The organism is Pseudoalteromonas sp. R3, from assembly GCF_004014715.1.
Taxonomy (GTDB): Bacteria; Pseudomonadota; Gammaproteobacteria; order Enterobacterales; family Alteromonadaceae; genus Pseudoalteromonas.
In genome coordinates this window covers 1,328,504-1,346,599 of the sequence record NZ_CP034835.1, presented here as the reverse complement: position 1 = coordinate 1,346,599, position 18,096 = coordinate 1,328,504, and the positions used below count along the sequence as shown (strand labels likewise).

Below are 18,096 nucleotides of genomic sequence, written 5' to 3'. Positions count from 1 at the left end.
TACGTCAGACTAGTTTGCTTTTAGTGTAGACGATATATACGCGATGATCATTCGAACGGGCAGGTATTTCCGGGCGTAAGGGCCCAGGGCTCCATGCTGTCCGGGCGTGCCCGTAATAAAGCATACAACGCATTAAACGAAGCCCGGGTATTACGCAGTGCAACTTTATCGGTAAACCATTGTGGTGCCTCGCCTTGAATGTCAGCTGAGATTTGATAATCGATATAAACGGCGTTGTCTTGCTCCGTGAGACCCCATTGTACCATCACAGGCTGAATTCGAATCACATCCTGCTCTGTCGGGTACTCAGTGTCGGAGCGTATCTTCAATACATAGCTTTCTTTGGATAATTGCAGCAAACAGGCATGTGTCACCATGTCCCGCTTACGAAGCGGCCAGGGTAAATCAAATTGGGTCAGCACGCGCGTCTGATTAGCTGCAGGGCGAGATAAAATCGTCACTTCACTAACGTGTTTCACCCACAAAGGAACGCGCTCGGTATCATTTAGCAGATTAATCACAGATTTTGCACTGATCCCGGGCCATTTGCCGGTTACACGTATTTTCAGGGGTTGATCAAATGGCTTATGGTAGGTGATCGACAGCAACGTCGATTGATGCCAGGGCTGCCATCGCTCTGACGTCTGTGTACTGTGACCCGGCATAGCATAAACGACAAGCCACAGTAGCAAACACAGACAGGCTAAACCTGGCTTATCACCAGTAAGGTTCACTGTTTAACGATGCCTGACGACTTTGCTCCATTGCACTAACGAGAAAGTCGGCCTTTTGTTGCAACCAGACTAAAATGTCCTGCAACGCTTCACTGGGCTGTCCCTCGCACAACTGACGTAAATAGAAGAGTGTTTCTAGTTCATAAATACCATAAACAATATCGACCCATGGGGCTCTGAACGCCTGACGGGTTTCTTTATCGTATAGTTTACCCAGACAATGGCCACTAAGAAGCATGTTTTCCAGCGGCTGACGACACTCCAGATACTCTTTAACTGTCATAGCACTGTCTGCCGGGAACAGCGTTGTTAGTTTGTTCCAGTCGTGATCGTAGGCACGTTTTGCCAATGCCCCAACCGGGCTTTGTGCAGCAGTTATCGCATTTTGATCCCAGTTTTTACGCCAGGACTTGTCCAGTAACCAGCGGGTAAGCGCCAAAATCAAGCGGTTATATCGTGAGCAGTGGAATAAATCTTCAATATCTGTCACCGTTGGCTGCACGTCTTTCATATCCGTGATCACCTGAGCCAGTTCAGGCGCATTGGAGATCCGTTTATAATAGGCGTGGCGTTTCGACGTGTAGGTTTTCAGATGAATGGCATTCTCCACCCAACCTAATTCAGACAATAGCCACTTAAGCTCTTTGCGCAAAAACTCCGTCGAAGACTTATCAACAAACTCTTCAAAGAGCCAGAACGCGTGCCGGATCAAACTGACCCCATCTATCACTCGTTTGAGTGTTTTCAGGCTCGGAGAGTCCAGATAACACTGCTCATGCTTTTGAACAAACTGGATACCATGATTGACTGTAGCTATCAGCGCCTGCTCTTGTGAGCAGCCTCTGGGCAATTTGATGACACCCAGTGTTTTGTTCGCCTTCAGTGGCTTATCGTCGGCAAGACGGTAACCTCTGGCCGCTTTGGAGTACAATCCTAGACGCAAACCTATGTGTTGCAACAAGTGATCAGCCAGCAGGAACAGATCATTTTTATCACCTTCAATAAGCTCTATTTCAAGCTCGGAAATGGGCTCAACCGACCCTTGTGCACTGATCTCGCCTTTATCAAGGACGACTTCAATTTCGCTACCTGCTTCGGTTTCAATCAACCAGGTACGGCGAATGAAATTAGTACTGAATATCGGGAATAAATTACTGGCAATCGATTCGAGCTGTACACCCATAGGCCAAATACTGCTGTCAAAGGCATGAATATCAGGTCGACTGCCCTGGATTGGTAAATTGTATTCAGGACGTTGATGTAATCCACCCACCACTTCTCCGGCCAGCTTTATCGTCTGTTCGCACTCGTCATCGTTACAGCGCGTACGCAAGCCTATATCTAATGCACGTAACTCCCGACTGGGTGTGTCAAAATACGCATTTTTTAGATTTTTAGCAGGTTTATTGCTGACTTTTTTAGCAAACTGGGTAATTAGGGCTGGGATCAGCGGAACTTCATTGTCTGAAACCAAAAATTTCAGTTCTATCTCAGTGTCCATCAGGAGTGTGATTTACCTATGTAATTTTAGAACCCACAAAATATACAAAGGGTCCGCACTTTGCAAACCTTTTAGTAATTATTAGCGCATAATCACCACCATTACCAACCGGTTCCATGAATTACAGGTGTAAACAAGAGCACACACAATGTCATGCGCCAACACATTTACTCGCAAAAAAACAACCTGCAATAGAATTGAGGACAAAACCTGCCCCTTGCCTTTGTGCCGGGAAATCCCTACTATTTTGGTAACTTTATAAAGATATCAATATTTAAGGCCTGCGAATGCTGAAAAATATCGCTTTGCCGCTGCTGCTGTCTGTGCTGTCTCTGGGCACAATGGCGGAGCAAACCGACCTGCAAAATGAGCCTGCCGAGGCCCAGTCAGCAACCGACAACAACGGTTATATTGTCGACGACTTGTACCTGTTCATGCACACCGGCCCGGGCAAGAACTATCGTATTTTGGGCTCGGTCGAAGCGGGTAGCCCCATTACCATCTTGAACACCGCCCAAGAAGGCTTTGTGCAGATTAGAGATGATAAAGCCCGTGAAGGTTGGGTTGAAAGTAAATTCGTCACAGCAGAGCCTGGATTACGCCAGCGCCTCGAAAGTGTCAATGTTGAGCTCAGTAGCAACAGCAGCCAGCTCAATGCTTTACAAAGTCAGATCCCACAGCTGGAACAAGCCAATCAGCAATTACAACAGGACAATGCGGATCTGAAAAACACCATTTCAGAATTAGAACAAGCACTTGAAACCCAGGCTGAAGCAAGTAAAAACAAAGCACAAACGGAGCAACATATGTTGCTAAGCTACGGTGGCGGAATTGGCATCGCAGGCATTTTAATTGGCGTGATACTTACGCTGGTGCTGTCAAGGCGTAAGCGCTACGACGGCTGGGCATAAAAGTCGCAATACAATATACGCATAAAAAAAGGCCTTTCGGCCTTTTTTTATACCAATTTGCTTAATTAAGTGTTCTATTTTGAGGCGAGAAAATAGGGTCGATAACCAGGCGAAAACTTTGCTATTTAGTTATTCTAAATGAGAAGTTTTCAACGCCGTTAGCGCCATATTTGCTCCTTCAAATTGAACAGGCATTAAGTGAAATTGGTATTACTTGCCTGCAATGGCGAGTAACTCAACTTCAAATATTAACAGCGACCCTGGTGCAATTTTCCCGGCTGCACGGTCTCCGTAGCCAAGATCCGGACCGATAAAAAAGCGAAACTTATCACCCACGGTCATCAGCTGAACGCCCTCGGTCCATCCCGGTATGACCTGGTTCAGGCCAAAACTGATAGACTCACCGCGTACCACAGAACTGTCGAACACCGAACCATCCAGCAAGGTGCCATGGTAATGCACGGTGACTTTGTCTGTCGCGCTCGGATGCTCAGTCCCGTCACCTTTGTTTAAGACTTCATATTGCAAACCAGAGTCGGTTGTTGTGACTCCGCTCTTTTGCGCGTTTTGCGCCAGAAACTCAGCCGCCTCTATCCTGTTACCTGCCGCCGCCTGCTTTTGCTGTTTACCGTTTTTAAAAATCAGCCAGCCCAGCACGACGATGACCAGCACAAGGATAATATTGGTTGTTGACATAGTGACTACCTAAATTATGAATGATCTTTTTCTTGTTCGTTTGGCGCTTCGCCTTCGGCGTCTTTATCGTCGCCATTCACCACATCGGCAATTTGCTGCAAACGGGCCAGTGCCAGCGCATTGATACTCTGCTGCGGATACTCACCATTGGTAAGTGCCCCGGCTTCGCGCTGCATCAGCAAAGACAGCGCCTCGTCGACTGTCGCCACCGCGAAAATATGGAAGCGACCTTGCTGAGCCGCCGCCAGCACTTCGTCATCCAGTACCAGGTTGATCAGGTTAGAACGAGGAATGATCACACCCTGACGCCCGGTCAGGCCGCGCATTTTACACAGCTTAAAGAAGCCTTCGATTTTTTCATTCACGCCACCGACGGCCTGCACCTCACCGTGCTGGTTAATGGAGCCCGTCAGTGCCAGTGACTGATCGATGGGAAGCTGAGTAATGGCAGAAATAAGGCCGCACAGCTCCGCCAGCGACGCGCTGTCACCGTCAATAAAGCCATAACTTTGTTCAATGGCAATATTGGCGCTCAGCGTCAGGCTAAAGTTTTGCGCATATTTATTACCCAGGTAGCCTGTCAGCAGCATAACGCCTTTAGAGTGGATCGACTTACCTAACTCGGCTTCACGTTCCACGTCTATCACCCCATCGGCACCGGCATACACAGTCGCAGTGATCCGCGCCGGCGTACCAAAGGCAGTATCGCCAATGTGCAACACCGTCAGACCGTTGACTTTACCGACTGCCTCGCCTTCTGTGGCGATCAAAGTATGACCTTCTTCAATGTCACTAAGCATGTTCTCACTGAGTTGTCCGGTGCGATATTGCTTACCTACTATGGCTTCGTCGATATGAGGCGCGTCAATTTCGCTAAGGCCGTCCTGCTTAGCGTAATAACTCGCCTCAGCCACCAGCTCCAGCACATCAGCAAAACGGGCCGAGAGTTTGTTCTGGTGCTCAGCCTGGCGATAACTGAACTTCAGCAACCGCGCCAGCGCTTCGCCGGTTAAAGTACACTTGAGTGTCTGCTCGCAATACTCCTGCACTTTAGTGACAAACTGATATTGCAACCGATCGCTATCGGGCAGATAGTAGTCAAAGTCAGCCAGCACCCGGAACAACTCGCCAAACTCTTCGTCGTATTCACCTATGGTGTAATACAAGTCACGAGAACCCAGCAGAATAATTTTCACATCCAGGGGGATCAACTGAGGTTTAAGGGTAAAACTACTACCTACCGAGCTATCCTGATAAGGTAAATCATTTTTGATCTGGTGCGTTTTTAAAGACAGTTTGAGCCCGTCCCAGACCTGCGCATTGGCCAGCACTTTGTCGGCATCCATGATCAGATAGCCACCATTGGCGCGATGCAGTGCGCCCGGCTGAATGGAGCGGTAGCTGGTGATCAGGGTGCCGTGCGCATTGGCATACTCAATTTTGCCAAAGATGTTGCCAAAGGTCGGATTAGGCTCGTACACCACAGGCGCGGCCTGCCCTTCTTTGAACTCCACCAGTATGTTAGGCGCAAAGAAATCACTCAGCATTCCCTTGGCATCAAAGTCATCTTTATTCTCGTCTCCCGCAGCACTGTCATCGTCCAGCCAGTCCAGTACTGCATCGACGATTTCCACCCGCAAGTCTTTGAGATAACGTATCACCCCAATGTGGCTGGCATACTTATGCTCCAGAGCTTTGAGTAATGGCTTGGTCGCCAGCTCTATCGTGGTTTTCTTCAGCTCGCGCAGCTTCTCTGATGACTCGCGCTTCCAGCGTGGCAACTCGATCAGTGCTTCAATCAGGCAATCTTCCAGTTTTTCAATGGCATCAAAAAAGTGTTCCTGAACGGCTTCTTCAAGTGCCATAAATTCAGTATCGTCCAGCGCTTTGCCATCCACCACAGGGGCAAAACTCACTACCCCTTTTTCTTCCATCATGGCAACGCTTTTCTTCGCGGCAAGTTCTTCCACCGCACTCAGGGCAGCGTTGTATTTATTGTCAAAGTCTCTGTCGAGCGATTTTTTCTTGCGCTGGTAACCCGGGTTATCGAATGCCGCAGGAAACGTATCCACTACCTCATCTAAAAAGGAATCAATGTCATCGGCCAATACTTTGCTCTCGCCAGCTTGCATAAACAGGGCGATCGGCTCTCTGTGGTCATCGTAGTTATTGACGTACAACCACTCTTTGGGTGTCGGGCGGGTTTTGCAGTGTGCTTCGAGTTTATCTTTGACCATGGTAAAGCGGCCCGTCGCCGCTTCGCCCATAACAAACACGTTATAACCCGGTAGTTCCATGCCCAACGCAAAATCCAGTGCGCTTTGGGCCCGATTCTGACCGATAAAAGGCAAAGGATCCGGATACGGGTTTTGCATGCAGGTGGTGATATGTGGCAAAGACACACTGGGAGCCAGCTGTTCGCTGCTTAAAGGCTTAATGGTTTTCGTCATTCCTAACTTCTTTCTCTTGGCCGGCCGCACGATTGTTTCATGCAGGGCTGTGATTAAGGGGTAAGTGCCTTACGAGCAAACTCACCGTGCCCACACTCGCTGCACGACGGAATTTCCAACGCATAATAGACATTCATTTTATGGCCGCAATTTTTACATACTAATTGCCCCAATGCTATCCATTCCCCCTGTTTGTAGATGCCATCGTGTTGAAAGTCCTGCACTAATGCCTGCCACTCCAGTTGAGTTCGGTCCTCCAGCTGAGCCAGTTCATACATCACACTGGCTTTAAGCTCTTCCCAGGCCACATCATCATAGTGATCTTTATGTTCACTCAGATGGGCCAGATCGCGCTTCAGATAGTATCGATAATCGGCCAACTTGTCTTTGGACAGCTGCTTCACCGCTTGCTGGACCTCCATAAAGTCTTTGATCAACTTTTTAAGCTCATGCTCTTTAACGTCTTTCAGCCACACTGAAAAGTCATCCAGCCAGCGTTTGTAATCTGCCATGTTTACCTCCCGACTCACGTTATTTCACAGCACTTTTAAGTTACTACTTCTTCAGTATAGTTCAGCTGACGTCACAGTCCTGAAACAAATCACTGCCATAGCGCCAATTTGCTGTAATAATTCCGCTGTGAAGCGCTGTGATCAGCGCGTTTTTTGGGGTATGCTATCGGCAATTTTCAAATTAGTTTGCAAGAAGTCTGGAAACGTCAATGCAAGAGCAATACAACCCGCAAGAAATCGAACCTAAAGTTCAATCCCATTGGGAACAAAACAACAGCTTCAAAGTTGTTGAAGACGAATCAAAAGAAAAATACTACTGTCTGTCTATGTTCCCGTACCCAAGTGGTCGTCTGCACATGGGTCACGTTCGTAACTACACCATCGGTGATGTGGTCTCGCGTTTCCAACGACTCCAGGGCAAAAATGTGATGCAACCTATGGGTTGGGACGCATTTGGCCTGCCAGCAGAAAATGCCGCGATCAAGAACAACACGGCACCTGCAAAGTGGACCTACGAAAACATTGATTACATGCGTAACCAGTTAAAGCTGCTTGGTTTTGGTTATGACTGGGACCGTGAAATCGCGACCTGTCACCCGGATTACTACAAGTGGGAACAATGGTTCTTCACCAAGTTGTACGAAAAGGGCCTGGTCTACAAAAAAATGTCAACGGTAAACTGGGACCCGGTTGACCAGACAGTACTGGCCAACGAACAGGTTATCGATGGCCGCGGCTGGCGTTCAGGCGCCATCGTGGAGCAAAAAGAAATTCCACAGTGGTTCATCAAGATCACCGACTATGCGCAGGAGCTGCTGGACGATTTGGACCAGCTTGAGCACTGGCCAGAGCAGGTGAAAACCATGCAGCGTAACTGGATCGGTCGCTCGGAAGGTCTGGAAATCGACTTCAAGCGCGCAGACAATGATGAGCAGTTCACCGTTTATACAACACGCCCTGATACTTTTATGGGTGTGACTTACGTGGCAGTGGCTGCGGGTCACCCGATTGCCCAGGAAGCGGCAAAAAACAACGCCGACATCGCTGCGTTTGTTGAAGAGTGTAAAAACACCAAAGTTGCCGAAGCTGACATGGCCACTATGGACAAAAAAGGCATCGCGACCGGCTTTTACGCTATCCACCCACTCACCGGTAAGCAGGTCCCTATCTGGGTTGCTAACTTTGTACTGATGGATTACGGCTCAGGTGCCGTCATGGCGGTACCGGGTCACGACCAGCGCGACTACGAATTTGCCAGCGCTTACGGGCTGGAAATCAAGCAAGTGATTGCCCCGGCTGCCGACAGCGAGCAAGAAGCAAACCTTGATGAAGCGGCATTTACTGAAAAAGGCGTGTTAATCAACTCAGGTGAGTTCGATGGCCTGGACTTTGACGGTGCCTTCAACGCCATTGCTGACAAACTGGAAGGCATCAATGCCGGTAAGCGTAAAGTCAACTTCCGCCTGCGCGACTGGGGTGTCAGCCGTCAGCGTTATTGGGGTTCTCCAATTCCAATGCTGAACAAAGCAGACGGCAGTGAGCTGGCAGCCAGCGAAGACATGTTACCAGTGCGCCTGCCAGAGGACGTGGTAATGGATGGCGTGACCTCGCCGATTAAATCAGACCCAGAGTGGGCCAAAGCAACCGTCAATGGCGAGCAGGTATTCCACGAGACAGATACTTTCGACACCTTTATGGAGTCATCCTGGTATTATGCGCGCTACTGCAGCCCGCGTTACGATGAAGGCATGTTAGAGCCGGGCGCAGCAAACTACTGGCTGCCGGTTAACCAGTACATTGGTGGTATTGAGCACGCTATCCTGCACCTGCTGTATGCGCGTTTCTTCCACAAACTGCTGCGCGATTTTGGTTTGGTCAATTCAAGTGAGCCGTTCGAGCGCTTGCTATGTCAGGGCATGGTACTGGCAGAGACTTACTACCGCAAAGATGAAAAAGGCGGTGATATCTGGATTTCACCTACCGACGTAGAAACCGAAACCGACGACAAAGGCCGCATCACTAAGGCGTGGCACAAAGACGATGGTGAGCCGGTATTCTCAGCGGGCATGAGCAAGATGTCTAAGTCAAAGAACAACGGTATCGACCCGCAGATCGTTATTAAGCAATACGGTGCCGACACCGTGCGCTTGTTTATGATGTTTACTGCACCACCAGAGCAAACGCTGGAATGGTCTGATTCGGGCGTAGAAGGCGCACACCGCTTCTTGCGTCGGGTCTGGAAATTTGCTGTCGATGTAAAAGCCGCCGGTACTGCCGAGCTGGACCTGAATGCACTGAGCAGCGCACAGAAGACATTGCGCCGTGAGATCCACAAGACCATCGCGAAAGTAACCGATGATGTTGAGCGTCGTCAGACCTTCAACACCGCCATTGCGGCTATCATGGAGCTGTCGAACAAGCTGGCCAAAGCACCGCTGAAAGACACACAAGACATCGCACTGGCTAACGAAGCACTGGAAGCCATGATCATCATGCTGGCCCCAATCACACCGCACCTGTCTCATGAACTATGGGAGCAACTGGGCAAGCAAGGTGATGTTCTGGACGCTCGCTGGCCACAGGTTGACGCTACAGCTTTGGTTGAAGACGAGAAACTGATCGTTGTTCAGGTCAATGGTAAATTGCGTACTAAGCTAACGGTAGCTGCAGATGCAACTCAAGAGCAGATCGAAGCATTGGCCTTTGCCGATGAGAACGTACTTAAGTTTACCGACGGTAAAACCATACGTAAGAAAATTTACGTACCGGGTAAGCTGTTTAATGTGGTAGCCAACTAATGGCTACCCTGCTGAATACACCTTTATTCAGTATGACAAGACGCTGGCATGTTATCATGCTGGCGTTGTTTGCCTGTGTGGCGCTGTCAGGCTGTGGGTTTCAGTTAAAGAAGGCCTCTTATTTACCTGAAGATCTAAAAACCCTGTACCTGAGTGGTAATGACACTAAGTCGGCTTTGTACAACAGCCTGAAGCAAGAACTCAGACGTGCTCAGGTCAAATTACTGCCGTCACCGAAACTCGGCAATGGGCAGGATGCAGTTGAACTTCACCTGTACAGAGACTCACTAGAACGTCAAACACTCAGCCTGTTCAAAAATGGTCAGGTGGCACAATATGAACTGGCCTACAGCGTTCGCTACCGTCTCACTCGTCCGGGCCTGGAGCCTGTCGAGCAGGAATTCGAGCTATACCGCAACTATCAGGATGATCCGGACAATGCCCTGGGCAAGTCTCAGGAGCGGGAGATTATTCTCAGCGAGCTGCGCCAGCTGGCCAGCCGTCGCATTATTCGCGAATTGTCTCAACTCTAATGCGGTGTTATGCAAACCAATTGGCAGGTCAGCTAAAACAGGGCCTGCATCCGTTCTATCTGATTTTTGGTGAAGAGCCTTTCCAGGAAGCCCAGTGCGTCACCTCAGTACGTCAGGTTGCTAAAAATCAGGGATTCGATGAAGTCATCAAATTCAGTCTGTTACCCGGCTTTGACTGGCAGGAGCTGGTGAATCAATACAACAGCATGTCACTGTTCAGCGCCAAAACCCTCATCGAATTTGATCTCAACCAACAAAAGCCGCCGACGCCGGGTGTCAACATCCTTAAAGAGTTAGCGGCACATCCGAATCCAGACGTGATCTTGATTCTCAAAGGCGCTAAGGCCGCCCAGGAGATTCAGCGCAGCGCCTGGTTTAAGGCGCTGGATAAGCAAGGTTTGTTTGTCCCCTGCTATGCACTAACAGGCTACCACTTACAACGCTGGCTGGATGATGAGTGTAAACGGCTCAGGCTGAACTTGCATAATGACGCCAAACGTAGCCTGTTGCAGGCAACCGAGGGGAACTTACTGGCAACGCACCAGGAACTGGAAAAACTATCGTTGCTGTATAAGAACGCCCCATAGATCAGGAAAAACTGCTCAACGGCCTGCTTAATCAGGCCAAATTTGACATCTTCGACCTCAATGATGGACTGTTGCGCGGTAATCCTCGCACGCTGATCAAGGTATTGAACAAACTGGCACACGATAACGTAGAGCCCGCAAGTATTGCCTGGACACTACACAATCAAGCCCAGTTGCTGTTGAACCTTAAACACCTGATCCAGGCAGGTACGCCAACACCCGAAGCGTTCAAAAAGCATAATGTCTGGAAAAATCAGCAACAAAATACCCAACAGGCACTAGACAGACTCAATACTGCTCAGCTTGAGCAACTACTGGTGCTGCTGGCTGAATTCGACTCTGCCTACAAGCGTAATATTTTGGTTGCGCCCTACCAGGCACTGGCACACATTGCACTGAGCTTTTGTCAGTCGTTGCCATTCTCTTTGCCCTATCAGGAGCAACTATGATAGCGCTGTTCGGTGGCACTTTCGATCCGGTTCATCTGGGCCACATCAATATGGCTACGGAGTGTGCCAACACATTGGGCTTGTCTGAATTGCGTTTTCTGCCCAACGCCCTGCCAGTACATAAACAAGGCCCGGCCATCAGCACAGACGACAGACTGGCCATGTTACAGCTGGCCACAGCCAGCGACCCAAGATTTACCATAGATCGCCGTGAACTGGAACGTGATACGCCTTCATACTCTTTGCTCACTCTGCAAGAGATAAAAGCCGAATATCCGCAGTGCGCGATCGTATTCTTAATGGGAATGGACTCTTTCAATAGCCTTGATAAATGGTATCGCTGGCAAGAAATCATCTCGCTGTGCCATATCGTGGTATACCAAAGGCCGGGGGATGCTTTTGCGCCGTCAGAGGCATTACAGGATTACCTCAGAGGCGCGCGTTGCACAGAGCCTGCCCAACTTAGCGCTCAATTAAGCGGCCTGTGCTATTTTTTACCGGGCCAGCCATTTGATGCTGCGTCCAGTACCATCAGAAACGCGATAAAACACCGCCAAGTGGTTGAACCTTGGCTGAATAATACAGTCCTAGAGTATATTCAGGCACATCAATTGTACCTAAGCAATCGCGACAACACATAAACCCGGCAGAGATGGACGTGTAACCCCAGTTACAGACTTGAGTTTCCCCCCGCTAACCGTGTTACAATTGCCGCTTATTTGTAGCAAAGAGACAGAGATTTGGATTCAAAACAATTACTAGATTTTGCCTTAGACAAAGTCGATGATATGAAAGCCCGCGATATTGTTCACCTTGATGTAAGAAATACCTCTTCCGTCACTGATTATATGGTTATCTGTTCTGGCAACTCCAAGCGCCACGTGCAATCCATTGCCGATCATGTCGCTAAAGAAGCGCGCCATGCAGGCGAAACACCGCTGGGCCAGGAAGGACAGGACACAGGCGAATGGGTATTGGTCGATCTGGGCGATGTCGTTGTCCACGTCATGCAAGATCAGACGCGTGACTTCTACGACCTAGAAAAACTCTGGGGTTAATGTGAAGATCCAGCTAATCGCAGTCGGTACCAAAATGCCTGGCTGGGTAGAAACCGGCTTTAAGGAATATCAACGGCGTTTTCCCAAAGACATGCCGCTGGAGCTGATTGAGATCTCCGCCGGTAAGCGGGGTAAAAATGCAGATATCAAACGCATTTTGCAGCAAGAGGGTGAAAAGACCCTGGCCGCGATCCCCAAAGGTAACCGCATAGTGACTTTAGAAGTGACGGGCAAACCTTGGGACACCCACCAGCTTGCCAGTAATATGGAAAAGTGGCAACTGGATGGCCGTGATGTTAGCTTGCTGATAGGCGGACCTGAAGGCCTGGCGCCGGAATGTATCGCCGCTTCCGAGCAAAAATGGTCGCTGTCCAATCTGACACTCCCCCACCCGCTGGTGCGAATTGTGGTGGCAGAAAGCCTGTATCGGGGCTGGAGTTTAAATAACAACCATCCTTATCACAGGGAATAGTCACCATTATGCTCAATCACAGGCCGACGATCCGCGACCATAGCGCAGAAGCAAACCTGTTTGCGCGTCGCGCCTTTATTGGCTTCGTATTCGTGGTGACTCTGATAGGGATCTTGCTGCACAATGTGTACAAGTTACAGGTCACTGAGCACGAGACCTACCAAACCCGCTCCAACGACAACCGTATTAAAGTCATTCCGGTCGCACCTAACCGCGGGTTAATATACGACCGAAATGGCATCATCCTGGCCGAAAATCGCCCAGTTTATAATCTGGAAGTGATCCCCGAAGACGTCGATGATCTCGACACGGCATTGACTCAGGTCCGGACCCTGATCGACATCAGCGATCAGCAAGTAGAAGAGTTTCGTAAAGACATACGTCATAATCGTCGCTTCAAAAGCCAGATACTCAAAGGCCGCTTGGACGAACAAGAAGTGGCCATTTTCTCGGTCAATCAACATAAATTTCCCGGCTTCAGTATTGAGGCGCGGCTGGCTCGTTATTACCCCTACGGCGATACCCTAACCCACGCGCTGGGTTATGTTGCCAAGCTGAATAAAAAGGAGCTCGACGAGCTCGAGTCTGAAGGCCATGCCAGCAACTATCGCGCAACCCGGGATATCGGCAAGCTGGGCATAGAAAAGTTTTATGAATCGCGACTGCATGGCGTAGTCGGTTCACAACGCGTTGAGGTCAATAACCGTGGCCGTATCATTCGTACTTTAGGCGTCGAACCACCACAGCCTGGTGAAGATCTCGTCCTGACCATGGATATCGGCCTGCAACAGATAGCCCAAAAAGCACTGGAGGACGTGCGGGGTGCCATTGTTGTGCTCGATCCCAAAGACGGCGGTGTGCTGGCCATGTACTCCAACCCAAGCTATGACCCGAACCTGTTTGTCCATGGGATCAGCAGTAAAGAATATCGTGAGCTACTTAATCCAGACAGGCCACTGATCAATCGGGTTACACAGGGCCGCTATGCGCCAGCATCCACAGTTAAGCCGCATCTGGCTATCCTGGCACTGGAAGAAGAGCTGGTCACAGAGCAAACCAAACTTTGGGATCCGGGTTTTTTCCAGATCCCCAACGTCGATCACCGCTGGCGTGACTGGAAGCGCTGGGGACATGGCCACGTGGATGTATACAAAGCCATTGAAGAGTCCTGCGACACCTATTTTTACCATACCGCTTATCAGCTTGGCATCACCAAGATCAGTAACTTTATGAGCCAGTTTGGTTTTGGTGACCTCTCTGGCATAGACATCTATGAAGAAACCAGTGCTATCATGCCCACCACAGATTGGAAGCGCCAGCGCTTCAGAGAAAACTGGTGGCCTGGCGACACTATTTCCGTCGGCATTGGGCAGGGTTACTGGACTGCCACCCCTATTCAGATTGCCAATGCGGTGTCTATTTTGGTTAACAAAGGCGCGCACCGGCCACCACATCTGGCTCAGGTTGCCCGCCATGACAATGAAGTCACGCAAATGTACACCGATGAAAAACCACCTGTAGTGTTAAAAAATCCGGATCACTGGCGCATTGCCCTGGAGGCGATGCACAACACGGTTTATAAAACCACCGGCACGGCCCACAAAGCATTCAAAGGCGCAACCTATGATCCGGCAGGTAAAACGGGTACAGCACAAATCGTCAGTATTGCCCAGGGTGAAAAGTACGACGCAGAAAAATTACAAGAACGGCACAGAGATAACGCCATTTACACCGGATTCGCTCCCTATAATGATCCACGTATTGTGGTCGCCATTGTGGTAGAGAACCAGGGGGCGGGTTCATCCATAGCAGCACCCATCGCCAGGCAGCTGATGGATTATTATTTTGCCACTTATCCCAGTGACACGGAGGGACAATGAGTCCGTTGAATCAACAGCGTACCATCTGGCAACGACTGCATATCGACCTGCCGCTGCTGCTCGCTATGCTGGCGATGATGGTTGGCAGTATCACCATAGTCTACAGTGCCAGTGGTCAGGATATGGACATGGTGGTGCGCCACAGCAAACGTATGTTTGCCGCCTTTGCGGCTATGCTGTTGGTAGCACAGCTGTCGCCCAATACTTTAAAAAGGCTAGTGTTCCCCATGTACACCGTTGGCCTGCTGATGCTGATTGCCGTATTGTTTGTCGGGGTCAGCAGTAAAGGCGCGCAGCGCTGGTTGGATCTGGGCATTACCCGTTTTCAACCGTCCGAAATCATGAAAGTCGCTGTTCCCATGATGGTTGCCTGGTATATTGGGCGCCACCATATGCCACCGCGCTTTATCCACATTATTGTTGGCTTTGCGATTGTGCTGGTGCCAACCTTGCTCATCAAGGAGCAACCCGATCTGGGCACCTCTATCCTCATCGCCAGCTCAGGGATATTTGTGCTATTTCTTGGCGGGCTCAGCTGGAAACTGATTGGCTCAGGTATGCTACTCGCCGTGCCAGGCGGCTTTGCGCTGTGGCACTTTGGTATGCACGCTTATCAGAAACAACGGGTCCTGACCTTTTTAGACCCAGAAAGTGACCCGCTTGGCTCTGGCTATCACATCATACAATCAAAAATCGCCATTGGCTCCGGCGGCATTGAGGGCAAGGGCTGGCTGCAAGGCACCCAGTCGCAACTGGAGTTTTTGCCTGAGCGTCATACTGACTTCATTTTTTCCGTGTTAAGTGAAGAATTCGGGCTCACCGGTGTGGTGATTTTACTGAGCCTGTATTTGTTTATTATTGGCCGGGGACTCTACGTTGCCGTAAACGCACAGGATGCCTTCAGTAAACTGCTCGCCGGCGCACTGACACTGACCTTTTTCGTATATATTTTTGTAAATATTGGCATGGTATCAGGCCTGCTCCCTGTCGTTGGGGTGCCACTGCCGTTGATCAGTTATGGCGGCACCTCCATGGTGACCCTGATGGCCGGGTTTGGCATTATTATGTCGATAGCCACAGATAAGAGGATGTTATTGAAGTGATGAAGAGGACGTTTAAACAAGCTGCATTACTGGGCTTTGTTGTTGTATTAAGCGCCTGTAGCAGTCGCTATCATGTGAAACAGGATAAAGCACCGCTGCGCGCGCCCACTGAGCTGGAGATGCAAGATGCACTGATCACCAGCGAAGCCAAAAGCGTCAGTGCGGGTCGTCCGTACGAAGTACTGGGAAAGCGTTACACGCCGATGTCAGATGAAAAAGGCTATCAGGCACAAGGTACTGCATCCTGGTATGGGCATAAGTTCCATGGCTACTACACCTCTAATGGTGAAGTATTCAATATGTTTGATATGACCGCAGCCCATAAAACGCTGCCTCTGCCAAGCTTTGTCCGAGTTACCAATGTCGAAAATGGCAAAAGCGCCATCGTCAGGGTGAATGACCGTGGACCGTTTCACGATGACCGCCTGATTGACCTGTCCTATGCCGCCGCCTATAAACTGGGCTTTCATCGCCAGGGTACAGCACAGGTTAAGATAGAAGCCCTTACCATAGCACGCGATACGCCCAGGCTAACCTACGTACAGGTCGCAGCCGCTAGCAACATTGAAAATGTGCAGGCGCTGGCCAGTACTTTGTCGCAGCAATTTCAGCTCGCCGCGCCAATTGCCTTTGAGGACAATTTATACAAGCTGAGACTAGGTCCGATCACCGACGATAACACGGCGCAGAAACTCTTAGAAACATTACGCCAGGGTGAATTTAATCGCGCCTTCTTGCTTTACACAGAACATGAACTTTAAAATATTCAGTAATGACATTTAAACATGCCGATCAACAACCAAAAAGCGAGCATAATGACAGTTTTCAAACCTAAATTTATTAAACACTTAGTGGGTGCCGTGTGTTCGTTCACCCTGTTTTCGGCCAGTGCACAGATCTTGCCTTCACCACCTCAGGTCAGTGCTAAGGGCTACTTTCTGGTTGACTTTACAACCGGTAAAGTCATCGCAGAAGGCAACCCGGACACCAAACTGGCTCCGGCTAGTTTAACTAAAATGATGACCAGCTATGTGATTGGTACCGAGCTGCTGGCCGGTAATATTGCCAATGAAGACATGGTCACCATCAGTGAAAAAGCCTGGGCGAAAAACTTTCCGGAATCTTCCAAGATGTTTATCGAAGTGGGTAAACAGGTCAGTGTTGAAGACCTCAACCGCGGCGTAATCATTCAGTCAGGTAACGACGCCTGTGTTGCGCTGGCAGAGCATATCGCTGGCAGCGAGAGTGCCTTTGCCGACCTGATGAATGCCCACGGCGAGAAGCTCGGGATGACCAACACCCATTTTGTAAACAGTCATGGCCTGGATACCGACGAGCATTACACCACCCCCAGAGACATGGCTACCCTGGGCGCAGCGCTGATTCGTGATGTGCCTGAAGAGTACGCCATCTACAAAGAGAAGTCGTTCACCTTTAATGGCATTAAGCAGTACAACCGTAACTCCTTGCTGTGGGATGCCAGCCTGGATGTCGACGGCATCAAAACAGGTCACACCTCTGAGGCCGGCTATAGTTTAGTTACCTCAGCGACCAAAGGCGATATGCGTCTAATTGCTGTTGTTATGGGCACAGCCAGTGAGCGAGCCCGTAAGGTAGAAAGTAAAAAACTTCTGAACTACGGCTTCCGCTTCTTCGAAACCATTACCCCTTATAAAGCAGGCGACAGCTTTGCCGATCAACGTATCTGGATGGGCAACAAAGAAACCGTATCGCTGGGTATTGCTCAGGATACGCCTATTACTATTCCACGTGGTCAGCGTAAAAACCTGAAAGCGCATTTTGAGCTGGATAAAACCCTCGAAGCGCCACTGGCAAAGGGCAGCAAGGTTGGTACTCTATTCTTGCAACTGGAAGGCGAAGACATCGCTCAGTACCCGCTGGTAACGCTTGAAGAAATAGAAGAAGGCAGCTTCTTCAGCAAGATCTACGACTACTTACGTTTACAGATCATGCAATAACCCCGTTATTAGTGGGCTTATAATCACAGACGCCTCTCACCGGAGGCGTTTTTTTTTGCCGCAAAAATGCTAGAATGCCCGCCAAGATATGTAGTGTGCCGGGGTCTGTTCAGACCCAGCCAAGTAGTGAGGATACCGTTGTGGTAACACCTGTAAAAAATACTAAGTTTGACGAGTACTTAGAGTTCCCTTGCCCGTTTACCTTCAAGATCATGGGTCTGGCGAATGTCAACCTGACCGATCAGGTTGTGGCAAAGATGCAAACTTTGGCACCTGGTGACTATGCACCTAAAACTAAGCCAAGCAGCAAAGGCAACTATGAATCCGTCACCCTGGTTGCCACTGTGACGTCTAAAGAGCACATCGAGCAGATCTACACTGAGATAGGTTCACTGCCAGACGTCCGATACGTGCTATAAGGCGCAACACCGAT

Annotated in this window: 16 protein-coding genes and 1 pseudogene; 12 read left to right on the top strand and 5 right to left on the bottom strand. The window is 49.7% G+C overall.

What is annotated here, in order from left to right; genetic code table 11:
* Positions 1 to 47 precede the first annotated feature (47 nt).
* Both ELR70_RS10680 and ELR70_RS10675 read right to left on the bottom strand, forming a co-directional pair.
* A complete protein-coding gene (locus tag ELR70_RS10680) occupies positions 48 to 734 on the bottom strand; it encodes an START domain-containing protein (RefSeq protein WP_054014203.1) in 687 nt (228 codons plus the stop codon).
* A complete protein-coding gene (locus tag ELR70_RS10675) occupies positions 718 to 2,235 on the bottom strand; it encodes a CYTH domain-containing protein (protein ID WP_054014204.1) in 1,518 nt (505 codons plus the stop codon). The genes ELR70_RS10680 and ELR70_RS10675 overlap by 17 nt, the downstream gene beginning before the upstream one ends.
* A gap of 287 nt (positions 2,236 to 2,522) precedes the next feature.
* Between ELR70_RS10675 and ELR70_RS10670 the strand changes: the two genes are divergently transcribed.
* Positions 2,523 to 3,146: a TIGR04211 family SH3 domain-containing protein gene (locus tag ELR70_RS10670; protein WP_054014205.1), complete on the top strand. Its 624-nt coding sequence runs from the start codon at positions 2,523 to 2,525 to the stop codon at positions 3,144 to 3,146.
* Between the two features lie 210 nt (positions 3,147 to 3,356).
* Here the strand turns inward: ELR70_RS10670 and ELR70_RS10665 are convergent, their stop codons facing one another.
* The 3 genes from ELR70_RS10665 to ELR70_RS10655 are packed head-to-tail and all read right to left on the bottom strand — an operon-like array spanning position 3,357 to position 6,804.
* Complete coding sequence (locus tag ELR70_RS10665) at positions 3,357 to 3,842, bottom strand: FKBP-type peptidyl-prolyl cis-trans isomerase (RefSeq protein WP_046004188.1); 486 nt, start codon at positions 3,840 to 3,842, stop codon at positions 3,357 to 3,359.
* Positions 3,843 to 3,856: 14 nt separating this feature from the next.
* On the bottom strand, positions 3,857 to 6,292 hold the full coding sequence (locus tag ELR70_RS10660) for an AAA family ATPase (protein WP_054014206.1): 2,436 nt from the start codon (positions 6,290 to 6,292) through the stop codon (positions 3,857 to 3,859).
* A gap of 53 nt (positions 6,293 to 6,345) precedes the next feature.
* The gene (locus tag ELR70_RS10655) at positions 6,346 to 6,804 is read right to left on the bottom strand and encodes a zinc ribbon-containing protein (RefSeq protein WP_054014207.1); all 459 of its coding nucleotides are present in this window, start codon (positions 6,802 to 6,804) and stop codon (positions 6,346 to 6,348) included.
* Positions 6,805 to 7,013: 209 nt separating this feature from the next.
* On the opposite strand from ELR70_RS10655, the gene leuS reads away from it, so the two are divergent.
* From leuS to ybeD, 11 genes and pseudogenes are all read left to right on the top strand, one after another.
* Positions 7,014 to 9,602, top strand: coding sequence for a leucine--tRNA ligase (gene leuS / locus ELR70_RS10650; RefSeq protein ID WP_054014208.1), 2,589 nt, complete (start codon positions 7,014 to 7,016; stop codon positions 9,600 to 9,602).
* Positions 9,603 to 9,634: 32 nt separating this feature from the next.
* Positions 9,635 to 10,135, top strand: a complete 501-nt coding sequence (lptE, locus tag ELR70_RS10645; RefSeq protein WP_054014245.1) for an LPS assembly lipoprotein LptE — start codon at positions 9,635 to 9,637, stop codon at positions 10,133 to 10,135.
* Positions 10,135 to 11,171 (top strand): annotated as a pseudogene (gene holA / locus ELR70_RS10640) (DNA polymerase III subunit delta). The gene lptE and the pseudogene holA overlap by 1 nt, the downstream one beginning before the upstream one ends.
* On the top strand, positions 11,168 to 11,812 hold the full coding sequence (gene nadD / locus ELR70_RS10635; RefSeq protein WP_054014210.1) for a nicotinate-nucleotide adenylyltransferase: 645 nt from the start codon (positions 11,168 to 11,170) through the stop codon (positions 11,810 to 11,812). The pseudogene holA and the gene nadD overlap by 4 nt, the downstream one beginning before the upstream one ends.
* 99 nt (positions 11,813 to 11,911) lie before the next feature.
* Positions 11,912 to 12,229 carry a ribosome silencing factor gene (gene rsfS / locus ELR70_RS10630; protein ID WP_054014211.1) on the top strand — a complete coding sequence of 106 codons (318 nt, stop codon included), beginning with the start codon at positions 11,912 to 11,914 and terminating at the stop codon, positions 12,227 to 12,229.
* 1 nt (position 12,230) lies between these two features.
* Entirely contained in the window at positions 12,231 to 12,701 is a 471-nt protein-coding gene (gene rlmH / locus ELR70_RS10625; protein WP_010382641.1) for a 23S rRNA (pseudouridine(1915)-N(3))-methyltransferase RlmH, read from the top strand.
* 8 nt (positions 12,702 to 12,709) lie between these two features.
* A complete protein-coding gene (gene mrdA, locus ELR70_RS10620) occupies positions 12,710 to 14,581 on the top strand; it encodes a penicillin-binding protein 2 (protein ID WP_054014212.1) in 1,872 nt (623 codons plus the stop codon).
* Positions 14,578 to 15,684 carry a rod shape-determining protein RodA gene (rodA, locus tag ELR70_RS10615; protein WP_054014213.1) on the top strand — a complete coding sequence of 369 codons (1,107 nt, stop codon included), beginning with the start codon at positions 14,578 to 14,580 and terminating at the stop codon, positions 15,682 to 15,684. The genes mrdA and rodA overlap by 4 nt, the downstream gene beginning before the upstream one ends.
* Positions 15,684 to 16,445, top strand: coding sequence for a septal ring lytic transglycosylase RlpA family protein (locus ELR70_RS10610; protein WP_054014214.1), 762 nt, complete (start codon positions 15,684 to 15,686; stop codon positions 16,443 to 16,445). The genes rodA and ELR70_RS10610 overlap by 1 nt, the downstream gene beginning before the upstream one ends.
* 54 nt (positions 16,446 to 16,499) lie before the next feature.
* A complete protein-coding gene (locus ELR70_RS10605) occupies positions 16,500 to 17,663 on the top strand; it encodes a serine hydrolase (RefSeq protein ID WP_054014246.1) in 1,164 nt (387 codons plus the stop codon).
* A gap of 140 nt (positions 17,664 to 17,803) precedes the next feature.
* Positions 17,804 to 18,082, top strand: coding sequence for a DUF493 family protein YbeD (gene ybeD / locus ELR70_RS10600; protein ID WP_040644649.1), 279 nt, complete (start codon positions 17,804 to 17,806; stop codon positions 18,080 to 18,082).
* Positions 18,083 to 18,096: the final 14 nt, after the last annotated feature.